This window comes from Mesorhizobium sp. GW821-FHT07A06 (assembly GCF_059419085.1).
This window is the reverse complement of the sequence record NZ_JBWKRC010000013.1, coordinates 36,355-57,563: the sequence shown is the minus strand read 5'-3', so window position 1 is coordinate 57,563 and position 21,209 is coordinate 36,355. Positions and strand designations below refer to the sequence as shown.

Here is a 21,209-nt window from a genome sequence, read left to right as displayed (position 1 = left end):
ATGTCCCGTCCCTCAGAGATCCAAATTGACCATCCGATACATGATGAAATCGCCCAGCAGCGCCCATGATCCAAAGATCAGAAAAACCGGCAGAATGAGCGGACTGTCCCACACGTCGCCATAAAAGGTCGGTGCGATGAAATAGAGGATGCAGAACATGAAGACTGGAAACAGCGAAATGATCCACGCCGACACTCGGCCCTCGGCCGAAAGCGCCCTTATCTTCAGCCGCATCTTGCGCCGTTCGCGCAGCACGGATGACAGGTTGGACAGGATCTCGGTGAGGTTGCCGCCGGTCTTGGATTGGATCGAGAGCGACACGGACAGAAGGTGAAGCCCCTCGAAACCCACCCTCTCCGACAGCTTTCGGACCGCCTGTTCGAGACTGAGGCCGAATGTGATTTCATCGGACACGATGCCGAATTCGGTTCCCAGCGGATCCGGCATTTCGCGAGCGACCAGCCCGATCGCCACGGTGGTCGGGTGGCCGGCGCGTAGCGAGCGTACGATCATGTCGAGCGCATCTGGCAGTTGCGTGGCGAATTTCTGGATACGCTTGTTCCGGGCGCGCCGCAGAACCAGAATCGGCAGCGCGAATCCGACAAGCAGAAAAACAATGACCGCGACCGTAACGGAAAAATCCAGAAGCAAAGCCATCACAAGTGCCAGCGAGAGGCCCGCGAACAGGAACACTGCCGCGAAAGCCAGTGGGTTACCGGTGATGCCGGACTGGGTGTAGAGCCGGTTCAGCCCTATCGCACCGAAGCTGAAATCGCCGGACCCTGTCAGGCCGCGCTCTTGCAGCAGTCCCTGCAAGCTCTGTTCCGCGGTCGTTTCTTCTCCAAGCCGCTTGAGCCGCCGGTTGATCGCGCCCGCACGCGCTCGTCTTCCGGCGAAGGACAGATAGAAGGATTCGCCGGCAAGGATAACCGACGCCGCCGCCAGCACGTAAATGAAGTAGAGCAAAGCCTGCCCTGTCAGCATCAGAGTGGAACCTGCGGGTTGAAGGCGTCCTTGGCGAACTGATGGCCGAGCGTCGCCGCTTCCTGGGCAAAGCGCGGCCGAACACCGGTGGCGCGGAATTCGCCCACGATGCTGCCATCGGCGCCCATATCGCGCCGGACGAAATGGTAGATTTCCTGAAGCTGGACGATATTGCCCTCCATGCCAGTGATTTCCGAGATCGAAGTCACGCGCCGGCCGCCGTCGGAGAGACGTTGCGTCTGCACGATGATGTCGATGGCCGACGCGATCTGCGCCCGGATTGAGTCATGGCTCATCGGCATGCCGGCCATGCCGACCATCTGCTCGAGCCGCGAGATGGCGTCGCGCGGTGTGTTGGCATGGATGGTGGTCATCGAGCCTTCGTGACCGGTGTTCATCGCCTGCAGCATGTCGAAGGCTTCCTCGCCGCGCACCTCGCCGACGATGATGCGATCGGGCCGCATGCGAAGCGCGTTTTTCAGCAGTTCGCGCTGGCGGACTTCGCCCTTGCCTTCGACATTGGGCGGCCGCGTCTCGAGCCGGCCGACATGCGGCTGCTGCAACTGCAACTCCGCCGCATCCTCGATGGTGATCAAGCGTTCCCTGGACGGGATGTAGGCTGACAGGGCGTTGAGCAAGGTCGTCTTGCCACTGCCTGTGCCGCCGGAAACCAGGATCGACTTGCGCGCCTGCACGGCGATGCGCAGCAGCTCGATCATCGGCTGACGGATTGAATTGAGCGCCATCAATCGTTCGAGCGAATATGGATTCTTGGAAAATTTGCGGATCGACACCAGCGGCCCGTCGACCGAGACCGGCCGCACCGCAATATTGACGCGAGACCCGTCTTCCAGGCGGGCATCGACCATCGGCGCCGATTCATCGACGCGCCTGCCGATCGCCGAAACGATCTTGCCGATGACGCGCAGCAGATGCGCCTCGTCGCGAAACCGGATCGCGGTTTCCTCGATTACACCGCGCCGTTCGATGAAGACGCGATCGTGGGTGTTGATCAGGATGTCGGAAATCGAATCATCCTTCAGCAGCGGCTCGATCGGTCCCAGCCCCAGCATTTCATCGGCGGTGTCGCTGGTCAGTTGGTCGAGTTCGCGTGCGTTCAGCGGCACGCTTCTGTTTCGGACGAACTCGCGAACGATCGGGCGGATCTCATCCAGGATCTCATCCTTCGAGGCATTTTCAAGAGTGGCGAGGTTGAACCGATCGATAAGGTGGCGATGGAGCTCGACCTTGAGCGTCAGAAAATCGTCGCCATGCGATTCGATATCAGCGGCCGGCGAAAGGGACGGAGTGACAGGCAGCACCGCCGCCGACTCGGCCTTTGTCGCCACCTGCTGTTCGCCTGCCCCCCTGATGAATCGCCCCAGCATAATTGCTTATATTCCTCTCAGACGCATATTAGTGGAAACTAAACGTTAACCACCGCCGGCACAAGCGCCAGGATGGCCTGCGTACAGCCAATACTTTCAACATAGTTAAAGTCGTTGGCCCGGTAATCCTTTGTTTATTTGATATGGTTCGCGGCCTGCAATCGTTCGATTCGCACCCCTTCCGTGCACGGCCATCCCTCGACCCCGGAACCACCACGATGCCTCACTTAAACCCTTAGATATAAAGGAATATGCAGTACTGCTAATTTATCCATAATCGTGCCGCATGCAGGACGGAATTGTGAACGAATGGTTAAGAACGGTTGAAAAATGATACGAATCAATCCCTTGCCAAGATGTTGAGCCGCTTTTTTCTTGGCGAATCAGGTATATGAAAGTTAAGGGACCCTTAATCCCGTTTGACTCTGCTTTTTGGCGCGACCTAGGATCAACGTGACGGGGGATGCTGGGTATGGAGTACATCCTTGGCTCTGTCTCGTCGGGTTCAACCTCCAAAAGGAGAAATTGGCATGAAGAAACTCATGACGATGACCCGGCAGTTCCGCGACGATGAAAACGGCGCTGCCATGGTCGAATACACGATCCTGCTCGGCATCATCACGGTGGCCGTGATCGCAACGATCATCGGGGTAGGCGGCTGGGTCAACACGAAGTGGACGGCCCTGAACGCGAATCTTACAACGGCGTCATAACTATCTAGCAGGCCCAACAGAAAGGTTTGGGCCTGCCGTCTTACCAAGATGGCGAGTGGCTTGAGCGGAGTTATCCTCAGGTTGTCTCGTCGTATTCAACCTCCAAAGGGAGAAATTGACGTGAAGAAGCTCATGACGATGACCCGGCAGTTCCGCGACGATGAAAACGGTGCTGCCATGGTCGAATACACTATCCTGCTTGGCATCATCACGGTGGCCGTCATCGCAACGATCATCGGGGTAGGCACATGGGTCAATGGTAAATGGACAGCGCTCAATAGCGCACTCCCCGCGTCTTGATGTTCGAGCAGGCCCAAGCCGCGTGGACTTGGGCCTGCTCCTTCGACTGAAAGATCGATCGACCTCTCGATGCGATCTTCGGTTGGCAGGCAGGCAAAGACGGTCGATTTGGGATGGCGAGAGATGCTTTGGTGGAAATCCTCGGCTCGTCAGTTCAAATCTTCAATTCAACGGAGAATTGGCGTGAACAAGCTCATTATAATGACCCGGCAGTTCCGCGACGATGAAAACGGCGCTGCCATGGTCGAATACACCATCCTGCTTGGCATCATCACGGTGGCCGTGATCGCAACGATCATCGGGGTAGGCACGTGGGTGGGTGGCCAGTGGAACACACTTAACACGGCGCTCGCTGGCTCGTGACGCTTCGGGTTGGCCCTGGCGTGGACGCCTGGGCCTACCCTCTTTTCAACCAAAGACAGGCGACCTTGGGCGGCACGTAGTCGATAGAGTGGGTTGGGGTTATGCGCGCAAACACCGTCATCATGATCGTCCTTGCCGGCGTGTTCGGCGTGCTGGCCGTGGTGCTCGCCAATATCTGGCTGGCCAACCAGCGCAGCGCCATGGCGCGGACGGAGGATGTTCAGCGCGACACGGTTGTCGTGGCCGCCGTGGCGCTGAAGTTCGGCGACACGCTGTCCGCCGACAAATTGCGTGAGGTCGCATGGCCGTCGGGCGCGATTCCGGCTGGCGCATTCAAGACCACGGAAGAACTCCTGACGAAGGACGTTCCGGCCGGCGGAGCCCCCAAGCAGGCATTGCAGGCGATCGGCGTCAACGAACCCGTGCTCGCCAGCAAGATCACGGGTCCGGGCCAGCGCGCCACGCTTTCGGCGGTTCTCGGCGAGGGCATGAAGGCCGTTTCCATCCGCGTCAACGACGTGCTCGGCGTCGCCGGATTCGTCTTTCCGGGCGACCGTGTCGACGTGTTGCTGACGCGAACCGTGCGCGGCAATGATGGCGCGGACCAGAGTTTTGTCGACGTGCTTCTGCAGAGCATGAAGGTGCTCGCCGTCGACCAGGTCGCGGATGCGAGCAAGGACAGCCCGACTGTCGTCAAATCGGTGACACTCGAGGCCAGCACCAAGGATGCGCAGAAGCTGACGCTGGCGGCAGGCGCCGGACAATTGTCGCTGGCCCTTCGCCAGGCCGCGGCCAGCAAGGGCGAGACCACCGAACGTGTGACGCTTTCCGACCTGACCGGCGAAACACCGGCCGACGTCGCCGCAAGGCAGGCGGAGCTCAGCAAGAAGGCCGCGGCGGAAGCGGAGGCCGCGGCTGAGCGCAAGCGCGCGGACGACAAGATCGCCGGCCTTGCGCAGGCGGTGGAGCGGGTCGGCAGCCAGATCGACCAGTTGAGCAAGGTGAAGCCGGCTCCGGCCGTGGCGTCGGCGCCGGAAGTCCACGAAGTCGTCAAGGAAGTCGTCAAGTACGTGCAGCCGGAACCGCCGGCGCGCGCGACGGTGGGCGTCTTCCGAGGTGTGAAGCTCGAAACATATGACGTGCCGCGGCAGCCATAAAGGCGCCGCGACCAGTTTGGCGCCGCCGCCAGCGGCGATTGGGGAGACCGGGATGCAAGGGTTTTGGGTGAGGATGGGGGCGGCCGCGTTGTCGGCTCTGGCTGCACTGTCGCTATCGAGCCTTGCGGCCGATGCGGCCGACCGCTTCATCGACGTGTCGAACCCCAGCGTCCATCGTGTTTTCCTGCCGATGTCGCAATCGGTGACTTTGCAGGTGAATGCCAATCTGGGCGATATCGTCGTCGGCGACGAGAAGATCGCCGATGCGCAGCCGATGACCGACCGCACGCTCTATGTGATCGGCAAGGGCGCCGGCACCACCACGGTCAATCTGTTCTCCACCGACAAGCGCTCGCTCGGCGTCATCCAGGTCGAAGTCGGCGTCGATGTCTCCGACATGGCGCAAGCGATCCGCCAGGTGGCGCCCAAGTCGCGCATCGAGATCGGCTCGGTCAACGGCAGGGTCAGGCTTGCCGGTCACGTCAAGGACGGCGCCACGCTGGCGGCGATCATGGAAGTCGCACAGCAATATGGTCCCGACGCCATCATCAACTCGGTCATCGTCGACGACAGCCAGCAGGTCAATCTGGAAGTGCGCGTGCTGGAAGCCAAGCGCAACACCGGCCGCGACCTCGGGGTGTCGCTCAAGAGCACGAACGGCAGCGGCACGACCAAAGTCGGAACGGGTATTGCCGCGGTTGATGAAAACAAGGAGGTGCTCGGCTCAGGAGCTCTGCTAAGCAACCTCCTGTCCAACTCCACCCCCTTCGGAGCGCTGCTCACCCGCGTCATCGACAGCAATATCAAGGTCGATTTGTACATCGAGGCGCTTGAGGCCAAGGGGGTGGTGCGCACACTCGCGAACCCCAATCTCACCACGCTTTCCGGCGAGCAGGCCAGCTTCAACGCCGGCGGTGAAGTGCCTATTCGCAGTCTCGACAAGGATGGCCAGATCAACATCGTCTACAAGCAATTCGGCGTCAATCTTCTGTTCACACCGGTCGTACTCGACGACGGCAAGATCCACATGAACCTGGCGCCGGAAGTCAGCGACCTGAACGGCTTCACCACCGCCGGCGACCCGATCTTCACCAACCGCAAACTGTCCACCGTCGTCGAATTGCGCGACGGCCAGAGCTTCGCGGTCGGCGGGCTTTTGTCCAGCAAGACCACCAAGCTGCAGAACCAGGTGCCGTGGCTTGGCCAGGTCCCGGTCATCGGGACGCTGTTCCGCAATTCGAGCAGCCAGAAGGAAGAAACCGAACTGGTGGTCATCGTCACGCCGCACATCGTGCGGCCGGTGAAGCCCGGCGAGCAGCTGGCGACGCCGTTCGACAAGACGCGGCCGGCCAATGATCCGGAATTCTTCGTCCTTGGTCAGCTCGAGGTGAACAAGGACATGATCCGAAAATATGAGACCGGCGACGGCGTCACCGGCCCCTATGGGCACATGCTCGACTTCAAATCGAAGGACAAGATGCTCTATGTCAAGAAATAGGATCTTGATCCCCATCCTGTGCGCCAGCGCATTGTCAGGCTGCGCCGCGGACTATCTGAATCACTACGATTCAGTGACTTTGGCGGCCGGCGACACGCAGAGATACAACTCGCTGGCGCAGACGGTCGATCCATTCAATCCGGCGTCCAGGAATACGCACATCGAAGGCGACGGTGCGCGCGCGGCCGCCGTGGCGCACAGCTACAAATTTCCACCGCCGCCGCCGCCGCCACCGGCCATCACGGTCAATGTCGGCGGGGCGGGTGTGACTACGGGGCAGTGAACAGAAGGACGCGGTTTCAGCGCGCCGGGCCATACGAGGGGTCCTGGCGTCAGGGGAGCAAGGGGCAAGGGCCATGCTGCGGACCATTCGCGCATTCTGGCGCGACCAGAGGGGAATAGCGCTGATCCTCGTCAGCATTACGCTGCCGGCAATCATCGGCTTTTCGCTGCTGGCGATCGACATGAGCCGGGTCAATAACATGCACAATGATTTGCAGAAGGGCGCCGATGCCATGGCAATCGCCGCGGCGGCCGAGCTTGATGGCAAGTCGGACAGCATCACCAGAGCAGACTACGCACTCGGCACTCTCGTCAGAAACCAATATAATTTCACGACCACGCCCGGGCCGCAGGACTTGTCGGTCGCCGGCATTACCAGGCGCTATCTCAAATCCCTGCCCGCCACCGACAACCTGCCAATTGCCGCTGCAAATGTCATCACCGATGAAGTTGGCGATGCATCGAAGGCACGATATGTTGAGGTAAGAGCGACCCCCGTCGGCTTCGCCGCGATATTCCCGGCCTCTTTTCTTTCCGGCAATTCCGCCGACAATTCGTTCACGGTCGGCGCCGTTGCGGTGGCGGGCTTCACTTCCGGTGTCTGCGACTTCACGCCGATGTTCATCTGCAATCCGTACGAGATGGTGAATGGGACGAATTCGGCAGGCGGATATACGCTCGAGCAGGCGGTTGCCGACCGGACAATCCGGCGCCGTCTCATTCAAATGCGTACAGTGGGCAACGGCGCGGCCTGGGGGCCGGGCAATTTCGGCTTCCTGCAACCGCCGCCGGGTGTCGGCAACGGCGCGCAGGCACTGGCGCAGACGATCGCGACGTCAAAGCCTATAGGCTGCTATTCGGCCCAAGGCGTAAGCACGAAGACCGGCCAGAACGCAGGCCCGGTCCAGGACGCCTTCAATGTCCGCTTCGGGATCGATGGCGGCGGAAAATTCAACAGTGCCGAGTACGGCCCGGCGGAAAATGTCCGCAAGGGGGCGGTGAAATCCAACGGAAACGGCAACCAGTGTCCTTCCTACAATCAGCTGACGTTCGGCGCGCCCAACACCATGGGGCTGCCGGAGGACCAAACGTACCCTTATTTGAACGGGCGCATGGGGGACGGATTCTTTCAGCCTTCGCTGATCACCTATTTGCAGACAAACTATCCCAACGTGCCGCAGTCAACCTATCCTCAGTCGTGGTTTACGTCCGCTGGCGAGCCGACACGCTACGAAGTCTATCAATACGAACGTAATCACCTGGCGAACGGCACACTTCCGTCGACCCCACCACCAGCCCTCAATCAGTCGATGGTCGGCGTACAGTCGCCCGGCGGCGAGGTCGGAACGCCACCAAGCGCTTGCCAGGCGCCAGTCACGTCGGTCGACCGCCGGCTGATATATGGCGCAATCCTCAACTGCAATGCGCTGACGGCGGCGGGAAATGACCTGAGCGGCAACAGCACCAATCTCCCCGTCGAGGCATTTGCCAGCTTCTTTATCACCGAGCCGGTCGGGTCAGTCTCAACCGGCGCATCGGTCAATGTCGAGTTGGTCGACGTAACGGGGCGCGCCGGGCAAGGAACGCTCGACAATTTCCTCCGTGACGAAGCGCAGCTCTACCGGTGATGGCAATGTCGAGAGCGCTATCCCGTTATCTGAGACGCTTTGGCCTCGACGAGCGCGGCGCGGTGCTTGTCGAGATGACGCTGATCACCCCGCTGATGCTGATCTTGTCGGCCGGCGTGTTCGAATTCGGCAACCTCATCCATGACAAGCTGCTGATGGAGGCCGGGCTTACGGACGGCGCCCGCTATGCAGCGCGCTGTAACAGCCAATTGTATATCAACGCCGGGCAGACGATCGATTGCGCCGACTATGCCGCGAACATCGCGGTATTCGGCAAGCCTATAGTGACGGTGGCGGACAGCCCGCGCATCGCCGGTTGGCAGAAAGCGGGGGGGACATCCAACAATGCGACGGTGACCATCGCCGCCTCAGCATCCTGCCACGATGCCGTGCAAGGCGGCGTCACGGTGTATCGCTCCACCACGGCAAAAGTCTGCATCGTCCGAGCGGACGGCAGCTACCCCTATACCGGCGTCGGCATGCTGTCTTTCATAGGCATCGGGCCGATCACGCTTCATGGTTTCCACGAGGAGCGGTTGATCCGGTTCTGAAATGATCAGGCGTTTTGCAACATCGGAAGACGGCGCGGCGATGGTGGAAATGACCATCGTGTCGACTCTGCTTTTCGCCCTTGTCCTTGGCTTTGTCGATTTCGGCAATGCCTTCTATCAATGGAATGCAGCGACCAAGGCGGTGCAAGTCGGCGCACGGCTGGCCTCGATCTCGGATCCGATCGCGCCTGAGATCGCCACTGCCGGGGTTGCGACTACGCCAGGCGCCCCCGTCCCGGCAGGCAATTTCGATTACACATGCAACGGCGCTACGTCCGTGTGCAGCTGTACTGGCTCCGGGTGCGTGTCTGGAACCTTTACCGCCGCGAACTTCAATCGGATTTTTCGCGGCGACGCGACCGGCACGGGCAATTGCCCGGTGTTAGCGGCAGGACAACGGCCAGGTATGTGCCATTTTTTCCCAGCGCTGAGACCAGCTAACGTGGTTGTCAGATATACTGCCACCGGCCTGGGCTACCAGACCCGCTTGGGCGGACCGGTGCCGACGATCACTGTCAACCTGCAAAACGTAACCTTTCAGTTCTTCTTCCTGAAAGGACTGATGGGTTTCACCAACATCAACATGCCCTCCATGCTGAGCACGGTCACGGGCGAAGATCTGAAGAGCACCTGGCCATGAATGCCATCAACACCAAGGTTACACCGACCAAGCGAAAGCAGGTGGCGTTGTTTTCGTCCGATCCGGCTTTCAAGCGCGAGGTGGCGACGCGGCTCGATGCCCTGGCGATCTATGATGTCAGGATCTCCGAGACGGATGATTTTCTGAAAGGTCCGCCCGCCGATACGCGCCCCGGCATCGTCATCCTCGATCTGGGCAATGGCGCCCTGCTCGGCAGGTCAGGCATTGTCGAGGCACGCGCGCTGTGGGCGTCGGTGCCGCTGATCGCGGTTTCCGATGAGCTGACGTCGGAACAGACGCGCGTGCTGGTGCGCATGAATGCTTCGGACTGGCTGCACAAGCCGCTCGACGGCAAGGAACTGCTCAACGCGGTGACCTTCCATGATACCGGCAACCAGGGAACCAAAAGCCGCATCATCACCTTCATCAGCGCCAGCGGTGGCGCCGGCGCCACGACGCTCGCTTTGTCGGCGGCCGAATTCCTGGCCTCGAAATCGACCGAGCGCGCGGCTTCGACCTGCCTGGTCGATCTCGATTTCCAGAGCGCCAATTGCGGCGCCTACCTCAATCTGTTCAACCAGTTCGACCTGGCGGGCATCATCGGCCAGCCGGAAAGGCTCGATGTCGAGCTGATGGATGTCATCAAGCTGTCGCGCCCGTCGGGTCTCACCCTCTACGCGTTCGAGAGGCCGCAGCTGCCGTTCGAGCCGCAAGGCAGCGATTTCGTCTTCCGGCTGCTCGACCTCGTCGCCTACCGCTTCGACGACATCGTCATCGACCTGCCCAATCTCGAAACGCCGTGGCACAATTCGGTGCTTTCGACGAGCGACGAGATCTTCATCGTCTTCGAACTCAACGTCGCCTCGCTGCGGCAAGGCAAGCGGCTCTACAAGAAGATCCGCGAGCTGCGCGGCAATGCGGTCAGCATCACGCTCGTCGCCAACAAGCACAAGCGCAAATGGTTCGGGAACCATTTCTCGCGCAGTGAACTCGAGAAGATCTTCAAGGCGCCGCACATCAAATCGGTGGCCCTGGACAACGCCCTTCTGGCCGATGCCTTGAACCGGGCGATCCTGCCTTCCGAAGTGGATGGCCGGGCGCGCTTCAACAAGGATCTGAAGAAGATGTTCAAAGAGCGGCTCGATGACGCTGCCCGGTAGACATGACGCCGCCGTGAGGCTGATCGGCGCCGGCGTGCTCGGCCTGGCGCTGGCGCTGTCGGCCCAGGACTTCGCCCAGGCGCGATCGGGGCTTTCGGATCGGCCACCGCTGCCGGCGATGGGCCCCAGCCTGCGCAAGGCGGTTGCCTTCGCAACCACGGAGCAGCCGGGAACGATCGTCATCCGCAAGAACGAGAAGGCGCTTTATCTGGTGACCCGTCAGGGCCAGGCGCTGCGCTACCAGATCAGCGTCGGACGCGACGGATTCGGCTGGACCGGCGTCGTGAAGGTCGGCGCGAAAACGGAATGGCCGCAGTGGCGCCCGCCCAGGGAAATGCGCGCCCGCCAGCCGGAACTGCCGGAGCTGGTGCCTTCAGGCCCCTATAACCCGCTCGGCGCACGGGCGCTCTATCTGCTTCGGGACGGGCACGACACGCTCTATCGCATCCATGGCACCAACGATCCCTCGGGCGTGGGGTTCGACGGCACGTCTGGATGCTTTCGCCTTACCAACACGGATGTGATCGATCTTTTCAAGCGGGTGCCTATAGGCACCAAGGTGGTGGTTCAATGACGACGATCAGTGACCCGCACGTGCCGACCGTGGCCGCCGAGCCCATCGAACCGCAACTGCTCGACAAGGATGCGAGCCGGTCGCGGCTGGCCGTCGTGGTCGGCGTCGGGTTGACACTGTTCGCGGTGCTGAACGCGACCGCCGCCATCTACCTCTATCGCGGCATCACGGACCTGCGCGCCGTGGAGGGACGTCTGGAGGAGCTTGGCGCGTTCGAGCAGCGGATCGTTGCCCGGCTCGACACGGTCAACAACGGTTTTCAGAGCCGATTTGAAAGGCTGGACAGCCAGTTGCAGGGCAGTTTCAACGAAGTCAACGGCAACATATCCCGGCTGGAACAAAACGCTCCGCCAGCGCGTGACGATGGCAGCGCGGGCGCGGCGGAACCCGCCGTCGTCACCACCAGCACCGTGGCCGATGCATCCTCCAACAATATCGCGGCCGAACCCGCCGCTGTCGATACGCCGCGGCCAGCCAAGCGCAAGAGCACCGCGCCCCCTGCCCCTAACCCCTCCTACCAGCGAACCGAAACGCCGGACGGAAAGGTCTATTATCGCAAGATCAATTGAGGCGGCTCCGGATTTGGCGAAGCCGCCGGATCCGGGAAGCTGCTGATGTCCGGATCATTTGGCACTCTCTCGAACGCCCCCGTGCGCCGGCTAGATATCGCGTCGCAAAGTCATGAGACGCAGGGCGGGAGACTCTCCACGCAGCCGCGTTTCGCGGAGGAACGCGACATGGCAGTACGCACAGGCCGCGAAGCCCAGAACAAGCACGAGACTGTTCTGCCAGGTAAAATCGACCATCAGTGCGACTTGGAGGCCGTTCGACAGCGGGAATGCCGCGACAGTGCTCGCCGTCTCCGAATGACTGCTGGAAGCGATCATCAGTCCGGCAAAGAGCAGGGCGACGTGGTTGGCGAGGAAGAAGGCGGCCGGCCGCCTCATACGGCAAGCGCCCCAGCACGCCGCCGCCGCCGCAACCAGGATGACGGCATCCAGGACCATCGATCCGCCCAGTCCAAGATGGACCTGTTGCCAGAACATCGCCGTGGGGTGCAGTTCAAGCCAGATCCGCCACATGGCAGGGCTGGCGGCATAGCGTCCGAGCAGCAGGGTCGCTATTCGCTCGCTTGCCAGAAGCATCAGGATCAAAGCCGGAAAAGCGAAGAGTAATATCGGCCTGCGCTTCATTTTATCCTCGACAATCTGGCGTCAGCATAGACTGCAGAGATTGAGTGAAGCTTAACGCAGGGCGCGACTGCTTGCTTGGGGGCTCATCCCGGCGGCCAGCAATTCAGCATCGGTCCATTCGTCCCGCCACGGCGTGATCTTGGCTGAAACGTCATCAAATTTCCGCGACGGCCTTTTCAGTTCATGCGGGCCTAAGAGTCTCCCGCGTGGACCACGCCGTGCCTTTCGGCTTTCCGCTCCTGGAGACGGTCAGGCACACCCAACGGGCCAGTTGTTGTGCCATTTTTGCTACATTTCACAACCTTATGGTGAGAATTCTCCTTTTGTTGGCTTCTAATTTAATATTCACTCACATATCGCGTGAAATTGTTGGATAATCAGGCGAGCTGAGGCTTGGTTTTAGCGCTGGAAAAAAGCGTTGGGAAACGTTGGGGCGGATTAGATGAACACGACAAGCATGTCGACCATGGGCAGGCGCCTTGGTCTTTTGATGGCGGCTACGATGTTGGCCTGCGGAAGCGCGAGTGCACTCACGCTCAAGGAAGCAGTGGCGGTTGCCGTCGAATCCAATCCCGAAATCGGCCAGGCCATAGAAAATCGCGAAGCAATCGAGTTCGAATTGCGTCAGGCCAAGGGGCTCTATCTTCCCAGCGTCGACCTGGAAGCGTCGGCAGGTGCTCGCCGTCTCGACAATTCCTCCCGACGCGTGCTCTCCATACAGGACGACGCGCTTTATCCGGCGGAAACCGATCTGACGGTTTCGCAAACGCTCTATGACAGCGGTGCGAGACGGGCCGAACTGAACCGCCAGGCCTCGCGCGTCGACGGCGCGTCGTTTCGTGTTTTGGAGCGGTCCGAATTCATCGGCCTCTCGGTTGTCCAGGACTACCTCGAATACATGCTTCAGGCCTCGATCGTTTCAGAGGCAAAGAAGAATCTCGGCTTTCATCAAGCAATGCTGCACGACATCCAGGAAGGCATTGCCGGCGGCGGGTTGAACGAAGCCGACCGGCAGCAGGCCGAAGAGCGGCTGTTCGCAGCCAAGGCCCGCATGCAGGAAGCCTCGGAGGAGCTTGAGGCCTCGAGGATACGCTTCTTCAAGACTGTCGGGAAACCGTTGACCAATGCGTCGAGGCCGGCCGATGTTTCCGGCGCACTGCCAAGGTCGCTGGACGATGCGATCGGCCTTGCGCGGGAGAGCAATCCGCGCGTCCATATGGCCAACAGCGACATCGCCGCCGCAGCCTCCCTGGTCGACGCGGCCCGCGCGAAGTACGGCCCCTCGATCGTCGCCGAAGGCGTCGCCCGGGCCGGGTATGACATCGACGGCGACAATGGTGACACATCCGACCTGCAGGCACGCCTGGTGCTGCGGTGGAACCTGTACCGGGGCGGCATCGACAAGGCCAACGAGCAGGAGCAGATCCGTCGCACCAGCGAGCAGCGCCTCGCGATGCATCAGGTGCTGCGGGAAATCGAGGAAGCCGTTCGCACCTCCTGGGATCGCCGCTTCCGGCAAGCCGACCTGGCAAAGACCCTGAAGCTGCAGGCCGCCTCCAACGAGAAGCTGGTTGCGTCCTATCGCGAGCAATTCAAGGTCGGGCAGCGCTCGCTGCTCGATGTGCTGGATGCACAGAATACGCGGTTCAACACGGCGACGCTGGCCGACACCGCCTCCTATGCCTCGCTCTTTGCCCAATATCGGCTTCTGGCGGCGACCGGACAGTTGTTGAAGACGATGGATATCCGCCCGCCAAAGCAGGCCGCGGCCTACGCGCGGACCGAGTTCGCCGCACCGGAAACGGCCGACACGGAAACCTACGCGCGCACCCCTTCGGAACAGAAGAACGATCTGCCGTTCGATATCCTGGCGCCGGTCAGGAAAAAGTAAGCGGATGTAAGGGGCGATCGAAAGTCCCCGTGGGCGGATCGTGAACCAGCAACCCAATATCCTCTCCCCGAAGGAGGCGTTCAAAGCCTGCTTCTCGGCCATTGCCGGGTATCTCGGCAGACCGAGCGCGCACACGGTGCTGTTCGCCGGCGTGCCGCTGTCGGACACGCGTATCGACATCGATGCCATCCGGCATCTTGCCGAGCGCATCGGCCTTGAGATCACCGAATTCAGCCATCGCGACTTTCTTCGGGGGCGTCTCGATCTTCCCGCCATTGTGTTTCGCGCCGGCCAATTGCCGGTTGCCCTGCTGGCCGAAACAGAGGACGGCGCGTTCACCACCGCTCCCCAGGAAGACGGCCGCGTAACCATCACCAGATCAGAGCTGGCCGCCAGCTACATCAGTGGCGGCGTTTCCTTCTCGATAACCTATGCAAACGCTGCCGAAGGGATGAGCGTCGGTTCCGCGCCGAAGATCGAGCGGCGACACTGGCTGACGGGAACGATGGGCCCGTTCTGGCGCACTTATTCGAAGGTCATCCTGTCGGCAGTATTCATCAACCTGCTGGCCATCGCCTCGCCGATATTCACCATGAATGTCTACGACAGAATCCTGCCGAACAAGGCGATATCGACGCTCTGGGTTCTGTCGCTCGGCATCGCCGCGGTCATCCTGTTCGACCTGCTTTTGAAGACCGCCAGGGCGTCCCTCATCGACTATGCCGGGCGCAAGGCGGATCTGCGCATCTCATACATGCTGTTCGAGAAAGTGCTGAACTCATCCCTGTCGGCACGACCGGGCTCGACGGGTGAATATGCAAATCGGGTGACGCAGTATGAGTTCGTGCGCGAATTCTTCACGTCGAACACCATCAGCGTTTTCATCGACACGGCCTTCGTGTTCGTCTTCCTCCTGGTCATCTATGCGATAGGCGGCTGGCTGGTCATCATACCGGCGCTGGCCTTCGTGGCTTCCGTGATCGTCGGACTGGTCACGCAGCGGAGCATCGGCAAGCGCGTCGCGGCCTCCATGAACGAGGCCTCGCAACGGCAGGCCCTGCTGGTCGAATCCATCTCCACGCTGGAGACGATCAAGTCGCTGCGGGCCGAGGCGTATCTGTTGCGAAAATGGGGAGAGCATTCCAAGAACGCGTCGAACACGTCCGAAAAGATCAAGCAACTGTCGGCGGCCGCGGGCAATATAACGCAGGCCATCCAGCAGATGGTCACCGTCGCGCTGATCGTTGCCGGCGCCTACGCCTTCTCTGAAGGGCACGTCTCCACCGGAGCCATCATCGGCACCGTGATGCTGGCCAGCCGGGCGGTGTCTCCCCTTGGCCAGATCGCCATCACCTTGTCCAGACTTCGCCAGGCCATGCTCTCCTTGCGCATGGTCAACTCGATCATGGAGCAGCCGGAGGATCGCCCGGACACGGTGGGTTTCGTCAACCGGCCCATTCGCAATGGAGCCATGGTGTTCAGGAATGTCGGCTTTGTCTATCCAGGCTCCGAAAATGAAGTCCTGACCGGCCTGAATTTCTCGGTAAGGCCAGGCGAGCGGATCGGCATCATCGGCCGCATAGGCTCGGGAAAGACAACCATGGGCCGGCTGATCGGCAGGCTCTTCCTGCCGACATCAGGCGAGCTGCTGCTGGACGGGATCGACATCCGCCAGTATCACCCATCGGAGGTTCGCGCCGCGGTCGGCATCGTCGCGCAAGCCAACGATCTGTTTTCGGGCACCATCAAGGAGAACCTCCTGATGGCATGTCCGGAGGCGACCGATGAGCAGATTGTCGAAGCGGCCAAGGCCGCCGGCGTCGACGATTTCGTCTCCCGTCACCCGCGTGGCTACGACATGAATGTCGGCGAGCGCGGCACCAATCTCTCGGGCGGCCAGAGGCAGACGATGGCGATCGCCAGGCTGTTGCTGACCAAACCCAAGATCGTCTTCCTGGACGAGCCGTCGGGGTCGATGGATCTGGCCTCCGAGCGGCAACTGATCAAGCAGCTCAAAGTGGCTTTCGACCGGAACACGACGCTGATCGTTTCGACGCACCGCTTCAGCATGCTCGAGCTGGCCGACCGGCTTGTCGTCATCGAGCAAGGCAGGATCGTTGCCGACGGACCAAAGGACCAAGTGATACAGGCGCTGCAGAAAACAAACGCCTGAAAAACAAAATTATTTAACGTATTCAATGCGTTGGGGCCATATGACATGCTTGCAAGGGAAGATCGGCCGCCGCTCTTCGCGTCGGCGTCCTTATTGATCGTAGGGGCACTCTTTGTGTCTTCCGTCGCCTGGGCGTCCTTTGCCGAGGTCGATGAGATCGCACGCGGCGAAGGCAAGATCATACCGGCATCCAAAACCCAGATCATCCAGGCCAGCGAGCCGGGCGTCGTCCAGGAAATTGCCGTGACTATCGGGCAGGTCGTCAAGAAGAACGACCTCCTCATCCGCCTCGACAATACGTTCAACACCTCCAGTCTTGGCGAGCAGCAGGCCAAGGCGCGGGCTCTGGAGACACGCATCGCGCGGCTCAAGTTTGAACAGGCCGGTAATCTCGAAGGCTCATTTCCGTGCCCTTCCGAAATTCAGAAGGTGGCGCCGGAAATCTGCGACAACGAGCAGAAACTGCTCGGCGCGCGCCGCGACAATTTCCAGGTCAAGCTCTCGGTTCTCAAGTCGCGCCTCGATCAGCGCGAGAATGAATTGGACGAAGCCAACGCCAATCTCGAGCGCCTCACCAAGAACCTCGAAGTCAGCGACCGGGAAACCGCGCTGGTCGAATCCATGGTCAAGAAGGGGCTGATGGCGAGGACCGAGCAGATCCGCGTCGAGCGCGAGCAGACCGAACTGCATGGGCAGCTGAACCTCGCCGGTGAAACCATCAAGAAGGCCAAGGCGGCCATCACCGAGGCCCAGCTTCAAGTCAACGAGCTCGGCCTGCAGTTGCAACAGGAGGCGCTGAGCGACCTGACGCAGGCGCTGGCCGACCTTTCGGTTGTCGATGAAACCATACGCGGGGCCACCGACAAGGTGGCGCGCACGGACATTCGCTCCCCTGTCGACGGGATCGTGAACACGCTTGATGTCAACACGCTTGGTGCCTTCGTGCAGCCCGGCGCGGTCGTGGCCGGCATCGTGCCGACTTCCGAGACGCTGCTGGTCGAAGCGCGGGTTTCACCCCGGGATGTCGCCTTCATCAGGCCGGACCAGGACGCGCTGATCAAGATAACCGCTTATGATTTCTCGATCTTCGGCGGCATCGAAGGCAAGGTCTCCAACATCACCGCCGACAGCCTGGTCGACCAGAAGACGGGCGAGCCTTATTACCAGGTGCGCGTGGCAACGGAGAGGTCGACACTGACCCGGGATGGCAAGACCTATTCGATCATCCCCGGCATGATCTGCTCGGTCGACATCAAGACCGGACGCAAAACCATCCTCACCTATCTGCTGAAGCCGATCAACAAGGCCCGTGAGGAGGCAATGAGTGAGCGATAGCGCCACCTCCCCTCTCGCCGGTCGCGAGCGGCTGCTTCCACCCATGGCGACAGAGGATTTCGGGCTTGAATTCCGGGTTGTTGCGCGTGGCGGTACGCGACGCGGCATTCGTCTGGAGCGGGCTTTCTGGACCTCGCTGAAGCAGATGGCCGAAAGCCGCAAATGCACCATCGGCATGCTCATCGACGAGATCGCGGAAAGCCATACCAACACAGGAAACCTGACATCGGCAATTCGTGTGGCCTGCATGCGCGGATTGGCCGACGAAAACCAGACCTTGCGAAGGCTCGCCTCGATCAAGACGATCAGCGCCATTCTGGTCAGCTGCCCGTCACCGGCTTTCGCACTGTCTTCGTCGAAGAAGATCCTGACCTTCAACGCGCCGTTCCAGCAACTGGTCCGGCGTCAATTGCCGGTGGCGCCGAATGAAGATTCGCGCAACGACCTGAAGCTCGCCCTGGACCTCAATGTCGCCGACATATTCGCACGGCTCGACGCCAATGGCGAAACGCCGGTCGCCACCGGTTTCGTCATCGGGGCGGGCGACCGCCGCTACCGTGGGCAGTTGAACGCGGTGCGGGCGCCGGTGCTCGAGCCGGAGTTGCTGATGGCCTTCGTTTTCGGCGGCTGAAGCATGTCGTCCGAAAATGTCCCGTCCCGGGAAGGCGACAGGCGCGAAAACAGGAGCTGAAGCGCCTCGCACGGATCCATTGCGACCCGGCGCACTTCACGGCGAAGACGCACCGAACCGGGCGCTTCGCCTTTCTCAGAGCGCTTACGGCTGCAGGCCTTCGCCAGGTGCGACCGTCGCAAGGCCGCCTTTGATATCGGCGACTTGGGCCGCGCCGGCCCTGGCGCCGTGGATCCACGCGCGGTCGGTGCTGAACGAGTACAACGGCACATAGTCGGGGAGATCGCTGTCGCGCGAGACAACGTTGCTCAGGCTGTCCAGGATGAACACACCGCTGCCGGTGCTGACAGACAGCACGGCATGGAAGAAACCGCGCTTGCGGTCCTGCAGCACAACGAGCGACATGCTCTGCGCCGGAATGCCTGCGCGCAACAGCGCCGCCATCTTGAGAATGGCGAAATCCTCGCAGTCACCTGCCCGCCGCTCGAGAGTTTCCGAAGGCTTGGCCCAGTAGTCGAGCTTGCCGTAAACCACGCTGTCCTTCTTGTAGGCGATTGCGTGGTTTACGCTTGAGTTGATGAAGGACAGCTTGTCGATGAACCGCTTGTCCTTGGCAACATTGACGATGGCGGTGAAGATGCTGTTCTTGCCGTCGCACGCGCTGCCCGTGGAACAGTCGACGATGGCCTTGTAGACCGGTGCCCAACGCGCGGAAACCGGGAAATTGTGCATTGACAGCGCAACCGATCCAAACACGCCGGGAATTATCGACGCCGTCTGGATGGGATCGATCCCGACATTGCCCTGCATCGCCGAAGAGCCGCTTTCCCGATCGATGGAGGCAGGCCCGTAGCTGCCGAAAACCGAACCGATCCTGTAGGCCGAGGCGGGCTGCCAGGGCTGCGGCCGCAGCAGCGAAATACCACCGAGGGTGGGAGGCGTTTCGACCCTTGCCAACAGCGAATCGACCGGACCGACGCTGCTCGGGAACGCGCTCGCGGACGATGGCTGCGGCAGGCCCGTGATTCCGATTGCCAGCAGCAGCGCCTTGAGCCCGATTGCCCCCAGGGCAGATTTTTCTTTTTTCATAACGCCCACCTTTGACTGTGGACGCTACCAATTCCGCCTCAAGTTATTGCAAATGAAGGTGGATAAGTTTCCTGTACTTGATAAGTCTCATTTTGTTTAAAATTTTACGCAAATTATACTTGTGTTTACCAAGCAACCGGAGCCGACCCGCGAAAGACGTATCTAATGCCAGTCCATGTATATCAGGTTATATGTTTCAAGTTTACCACGCGTAAAAAATCCTGAAGACCGCATATCCGAATATATGAAACAGATTGCAGGATAGTTGCAAAGTGGAAGGCGCCACTGTCTCTTTCCGGGAAATGCCGGAGGGGTTTTGGCTATGACGAACAGTAACGATTTGGACACCGTCTCGAATTCCTGGGACGAGCACTCTGAACACAATGGCTTGCCGTCGCAGGCGCAGATTCAGGTCGCGGAAGCAGCCACGGCGCAAAAGGCGGCTCCGGCAGCCGCCGAACCGGTTCCGGTCGACGTCGGCAACGGCACGCCCGTCAAACCGGAAGCACCCGCGGAGGCCAAGGCCCCGGCGGCGGCGCACGAATATGTGGCCGACACCAGCAACGTGGTGAAACTGCCAGCCAACGTCTCGATCGACAACATCAAGGTCGACGGCCACAATCTCGTGCTCGAACAGGCCGACGGTTCGGTGATCGTCATCAAGGACGGCGCCCTCAACGTGCCGACCTTCATCATAGGCGACGTCGAGGTGCCGCGCGTTGCCTTGATCGCGGCGTTGGAAGCAAGCCATGTCGATGTCGCCTTTGGCGCCGACGGGTCGATGTCGGCGGGCCCGGGAGGGTCGACATCGAGCGCAGGCGGAGACTTCTCGGTTCCCCCAGGCGGTATCGGCGACGGGTTCGGCCTGTCGGCACTGTTGCCGCCGACGGACCTGGCGTTCGGCCAGCCGGACAACCGCGAGCTGTTCCCGTCTCTTCTCAAGCCCGATTCCACACCGTCGATCGGCGGCCTGACGCCCGAGCTCGGTGGCGGAGACACCATCGTGTACGAAAAGGGCCTGACCTCGGCTCCCGACACCAGTGAGATCAATACCGGCACGTTCACCATCTCCTCCCCCGACGGCGTCGGCTCGCTGACGATCGCCGGCCAGGTGATTTCGGGTGCCGCGCTTGCCAACAGCGCATCCACTTCGGTCAGCATCACCACGCCGCTCGGCAATACGCTGACCATCACCGGCTACGATGCCAGCACCGGCCAGGTGAGCTACAGCTACACGCTTGTCCACAGCGAGCCCCATCCCGGCGCCGGCATCGATTCCATCTACGACAACATGACCGTGACCGTGACCGACACCGACGGCGACACCTCCGCTCCCGCCACGCTGTCGGTCCAGATCGTCGACGACGTGCCGACCGCCAATGCCGACATCGGCAACGTGCTGTCGGGCAGCCATGCCGCGATCAACGGCGACGTGTTCGTCAACGACGTGTTCGGCGCCGACGGCAAGGATGCCGCGGGCGGCGTAGTCGGTGTGGCCAAAGGCACGACCGCGGGCGGCGCCGACGCCAATGTCGGCAACCAGGTCCACGGCGACTACGGCATGCTGACGCTCAATGCCGATGGAACCTACACCTATCTGCGCGACGCCGGCTCGCCCGGCGGCGTCAACGACGTCTTTACCTACACCATCAAGGACGG

General features: G+C 61.0%; 20 protein-coding genes and 1 pseudogene. 17 read left to right on the top strand and 4 right to left on the bottom strand.

What is annotated here, in order from left to right:
• Nucleotides 1-12 precede the first annotated feature (12 nt).
• On the bottom strand, nt 13-984 hold the full coding sequence (locus AC07SZ_RS29565; protein WP_494917034.1) for a type II secretion system F family protein: 972 nt from the start codon (nt 982-984) through the stop codon (nt 13-15).
• The gene (locus tag AC07SZ_RS29560; RefSeq protein ID WP_056565985.1) at nt 984-2,372 is read right to left on the bottom strand and encodes a TadA family conjugal transfer-associated ATPase; all 1,389 of its coding nucleotides are present in this window, start codon (nt 2,370-2,372) and stop codon (nt 984-986) included. Before AC07SZ_RS29560 ends, AC07SZ_RS29565 begins: the two co-directional genes overlap by 1 nt.
• 530 nt (nt 2,373-2,902) lie before the next feature.
• Between AC07SZ_RS29560 and AC07SZ_RS29555 the strand changes: the two genes are divergently transcribed.
• The 12 genes from AC07SZ_RS29555 (at nt 2,903) to AC07SZ_RS29500 (ending at nt 11,807) form a co-directional block, all read left to right on the top strand.
• A complete protein-coding gene (locus AC07SZ_RS29555; RefSeq protein ID WP_056565982.1) occupies nt 2,903-3,085 on the top strand; it encodes a Flp family type IVb pilin in 183 nt (60 codons plus the stop codon).
• A gap of 120 nt (nt 3,086-3,205) precedes the next feature.
• On the top strand, nt 3,206-3,385 hold the full coding sequence (locus tag AC07SZ_RS29550; protein WP_244493938.1) for a Flp family type IVb pilin: 180 nt from the start codon (nt 3,206-3,208) through the stop codon (nt 3,383-3,385).
• A 183-nt stretch (nt 3,386-3,568) separates the two neighbouring features.
• Entirely contained in the window at nt 3,569-3,748 is a 180-nt protein-coding gene (locus AC07SZ_RS29545) for a Flp family type IVb pilin (RefSeq protein ID WP_056565978.1), read from the top strand.
• Between the two features lie 101 nt (nt 3,749-3,849).
• Nucleotides 3,850-4,905, top strand: coding sequence for a Flp pilus assembly protein CpaB (gene cpaB, locus AC07SZ_RS29540; protein WP_494917033.1), 1,056 nt, complete (start codon nt 3,850-3,852; stop codon nt 4,903-4,905).
• A 52-nt stretch (nt 4,906-4,957) separates the two neighbouring features.
• Entirely contained in the window at nt 4,958-6,403 is a 1,446-nt protein-coding gene (locus AC07SZ_RS29535) for a type II and III secretion system protein family protein (protein WP_494917031.1), read from the top strand.
• A 4-nt stretch (nt 6,404-6,407) separates the two neighbouring features.
• Entirely contained in the window at nt 6,408-6,686 is a 279-nt protein-coding gene (locus tag AC07SZ_RS29530; protein WP_244493937.1) for a hypothetical protein, read from the top strand.
• A gap of 73 nt (nt 6,687-6,759) precedes the next feature.
• A complete protein-coding gene (locus AC07SZ_RS29525; RefSeq protein WP_494917029.1) occupies nt 6,760-8,313 on the top strand; it encodes a TadE/TadG family type IV pilus assembly protein in 1,554 nt (517 codons plus the stop codon).
• The gene (locus AC07SZ_RS29520) at nt 8,313-8,864 is read left to right on the top strand and encodes a TadE/TadG family type IV pilus assembly protein (RefSeq protein ID WP_494917027.1); all 552 of its coding nucleotides are present in this window, start codon (nt 8,313-8,315) and stop codon (nt 8,862-8,864) included. The genes AC07SZ_RS29525 and AC07SZ_RS29520 overlap by 1 nt, the downstream gene beginning before the upstream one ends.
• A gap of 1 nt (nt 8,865) precedes the next feature.
• On the top strand, nt 8,866-9,504 hold the full coding sequence (locus AC07SZ_RS29515; RefSeq protein WP_494917025.1) for a TadE/TadG family type IV pilus assembly protein: 639 nt from the start codon (nt 8,866-8,868) through the stop codon (nt 9,502-9,504).
• A complete protein-coding gene (locus tag AC07SZ_RS29510) occupies nt 9,501-10,664 on the top strand; it encodes a CpaE/TadZ family protein (protein ID WP_494917023.1) in 1,164 nt (387 codons plus the stop codon). The genes AC07SZ_RS29515 and AC07SZ_RS29510 overlap by 4 nt, the downstream gene beginning before the upstream one ends.
• Nucleotides 10,648-11,238, top strand: a complete 591-nt coding sequence (locus AC07SZ_RS29505) for a L,D-transpeptidase (protein ID WP_494917021.1) — start codon at nt 10,648-10,650, stop codon at nt 11,236-11,238. The genes AC07SZ_RS29510 and AC07SZ_RS29505 overlap by 17 nt, the downstream gene beginning before the upstream one ends.
• Nucleotides 11,235-11,807 carry a hypothetical protein gene (locus AC07SZ_RS29500; RefSeq protein WP_172374499.1) on the top strand — a complete coding sequence of 191 codons (573 nt, stop codon included), beginning with the start codon at nt 11,235-11,237 and terminating at the stop codon, nt 11,805-11,807. The genes AC07SZ_RS29505 and AC07SZ_RS29500 overlap by 4 nt, the downstream gene beginning before the upstream one ends.
• Before the next feature lie 90 nt (nt 11,808-11,897).
• Here the strand turns inward: AC07SZ_RS29500 and AC07SZ_RS29495 are convergent, their stop codons facing one another.
• Nucleotides 11,898-12,431, bottom strand: a complete 534-nt coding sequence (locus tag AC07SZ_RS29495; RefSeq protein WP_056565949.1) for a hypothetical protein — start codon at nt 12,429-12,431, stop codon at nt 11,898-11,900.
• A gap of 442 nt (nt 12,432-12,873) precedes the next feature.
• Between AC07SZ_RS29495 and AC07SZ_RS29490 the strand changes: the two genes are divergently transcribed.
• Genes AC07SZ_RS29490 through AC07SZ_RS29475 form a run of 4 tightly spaced genes read left to right on the top strand, consistent with a single transcriptional unit; the run spans nt 12,874 to nt 18,461 of the window.
• On the top strand, nt 12,874-14,322 hold the full coding sequence (locus tag AC07SZ_RS29490) for a TolC family protein (protein WP_081295156.1): 1,449 nt from the start codon (nt 12,874-12,876) through the stop codon (nt 14,320-14,322).
• A gap of 40 nt (nt 14,323-14,362) precedes the next feature.
• A complete protein-coding gene (locus AC07SZ_RS29485; RefSeq protein ID WP_494917019.1) occupies nt 14,363-16,495 on the top strand; it encodes a type I secretion system permease/ATPase in 2,133 nt (710 codons plus the stop codon).
• 45 nt (nt 16,496-16,540) lie between these two features.
• A complete protein-coding gene (locus AC07SZ_RS29480) occupies nt 16,541-17,830 on the top strand; it encodes an HlyD family type I secretion periplasmic adaptor subunit (protein WP_494917017.1) in 1,290 nt (429 codons plus the stop codon).
• The gene (locus tag AC07SZ_RS29475; protein ID WP_056565941.1) at nt 17,820-18,461 is read left to right on the top strand and encodes a ribbon-helix-helix domain-containing protein; all 642 of its coding nucleotides are present in this window, start codon (nt 17,820-17,822) and stop codon (nt 18,459-18,461) included. Before AC07SZ_RS29480 ends, AC07SZ_RS29475 begins: the two co-directional genes overlap by 11 nt.
• 144 nt (nt 18,462-18,605) lie before the next feature.
• On the opposite strand, the gene AC07SZ_RS29470 is transcribed toward AC07SZ_RS29475, so the two are convergent.
• The gene (locus tag AC07SZ_RS29470) at nt 18,606-19,550 is read right to left on the bottom strand and encodes a transglutaminase-like cysteine peptidase (RefSeq protein WP_056565938.1); all 945 of its coding nucleotides are present in this window, start codon (nt 19,548-19,550) and stop codon (nt 18,606-18,608) included.
• A gap of 322 nt (nt 19,551-19,872) precedes the next feature.
• Between AC07SZ_RS29470 and AC07SZ_RS29465 the strand changes: the two are divergent.
• Nucleotides 19,873-21,209 (top strand): annotated as a pseudogene (locus AC07SZ_RS29465) (hypothetical protein); the annotation flags it as partial.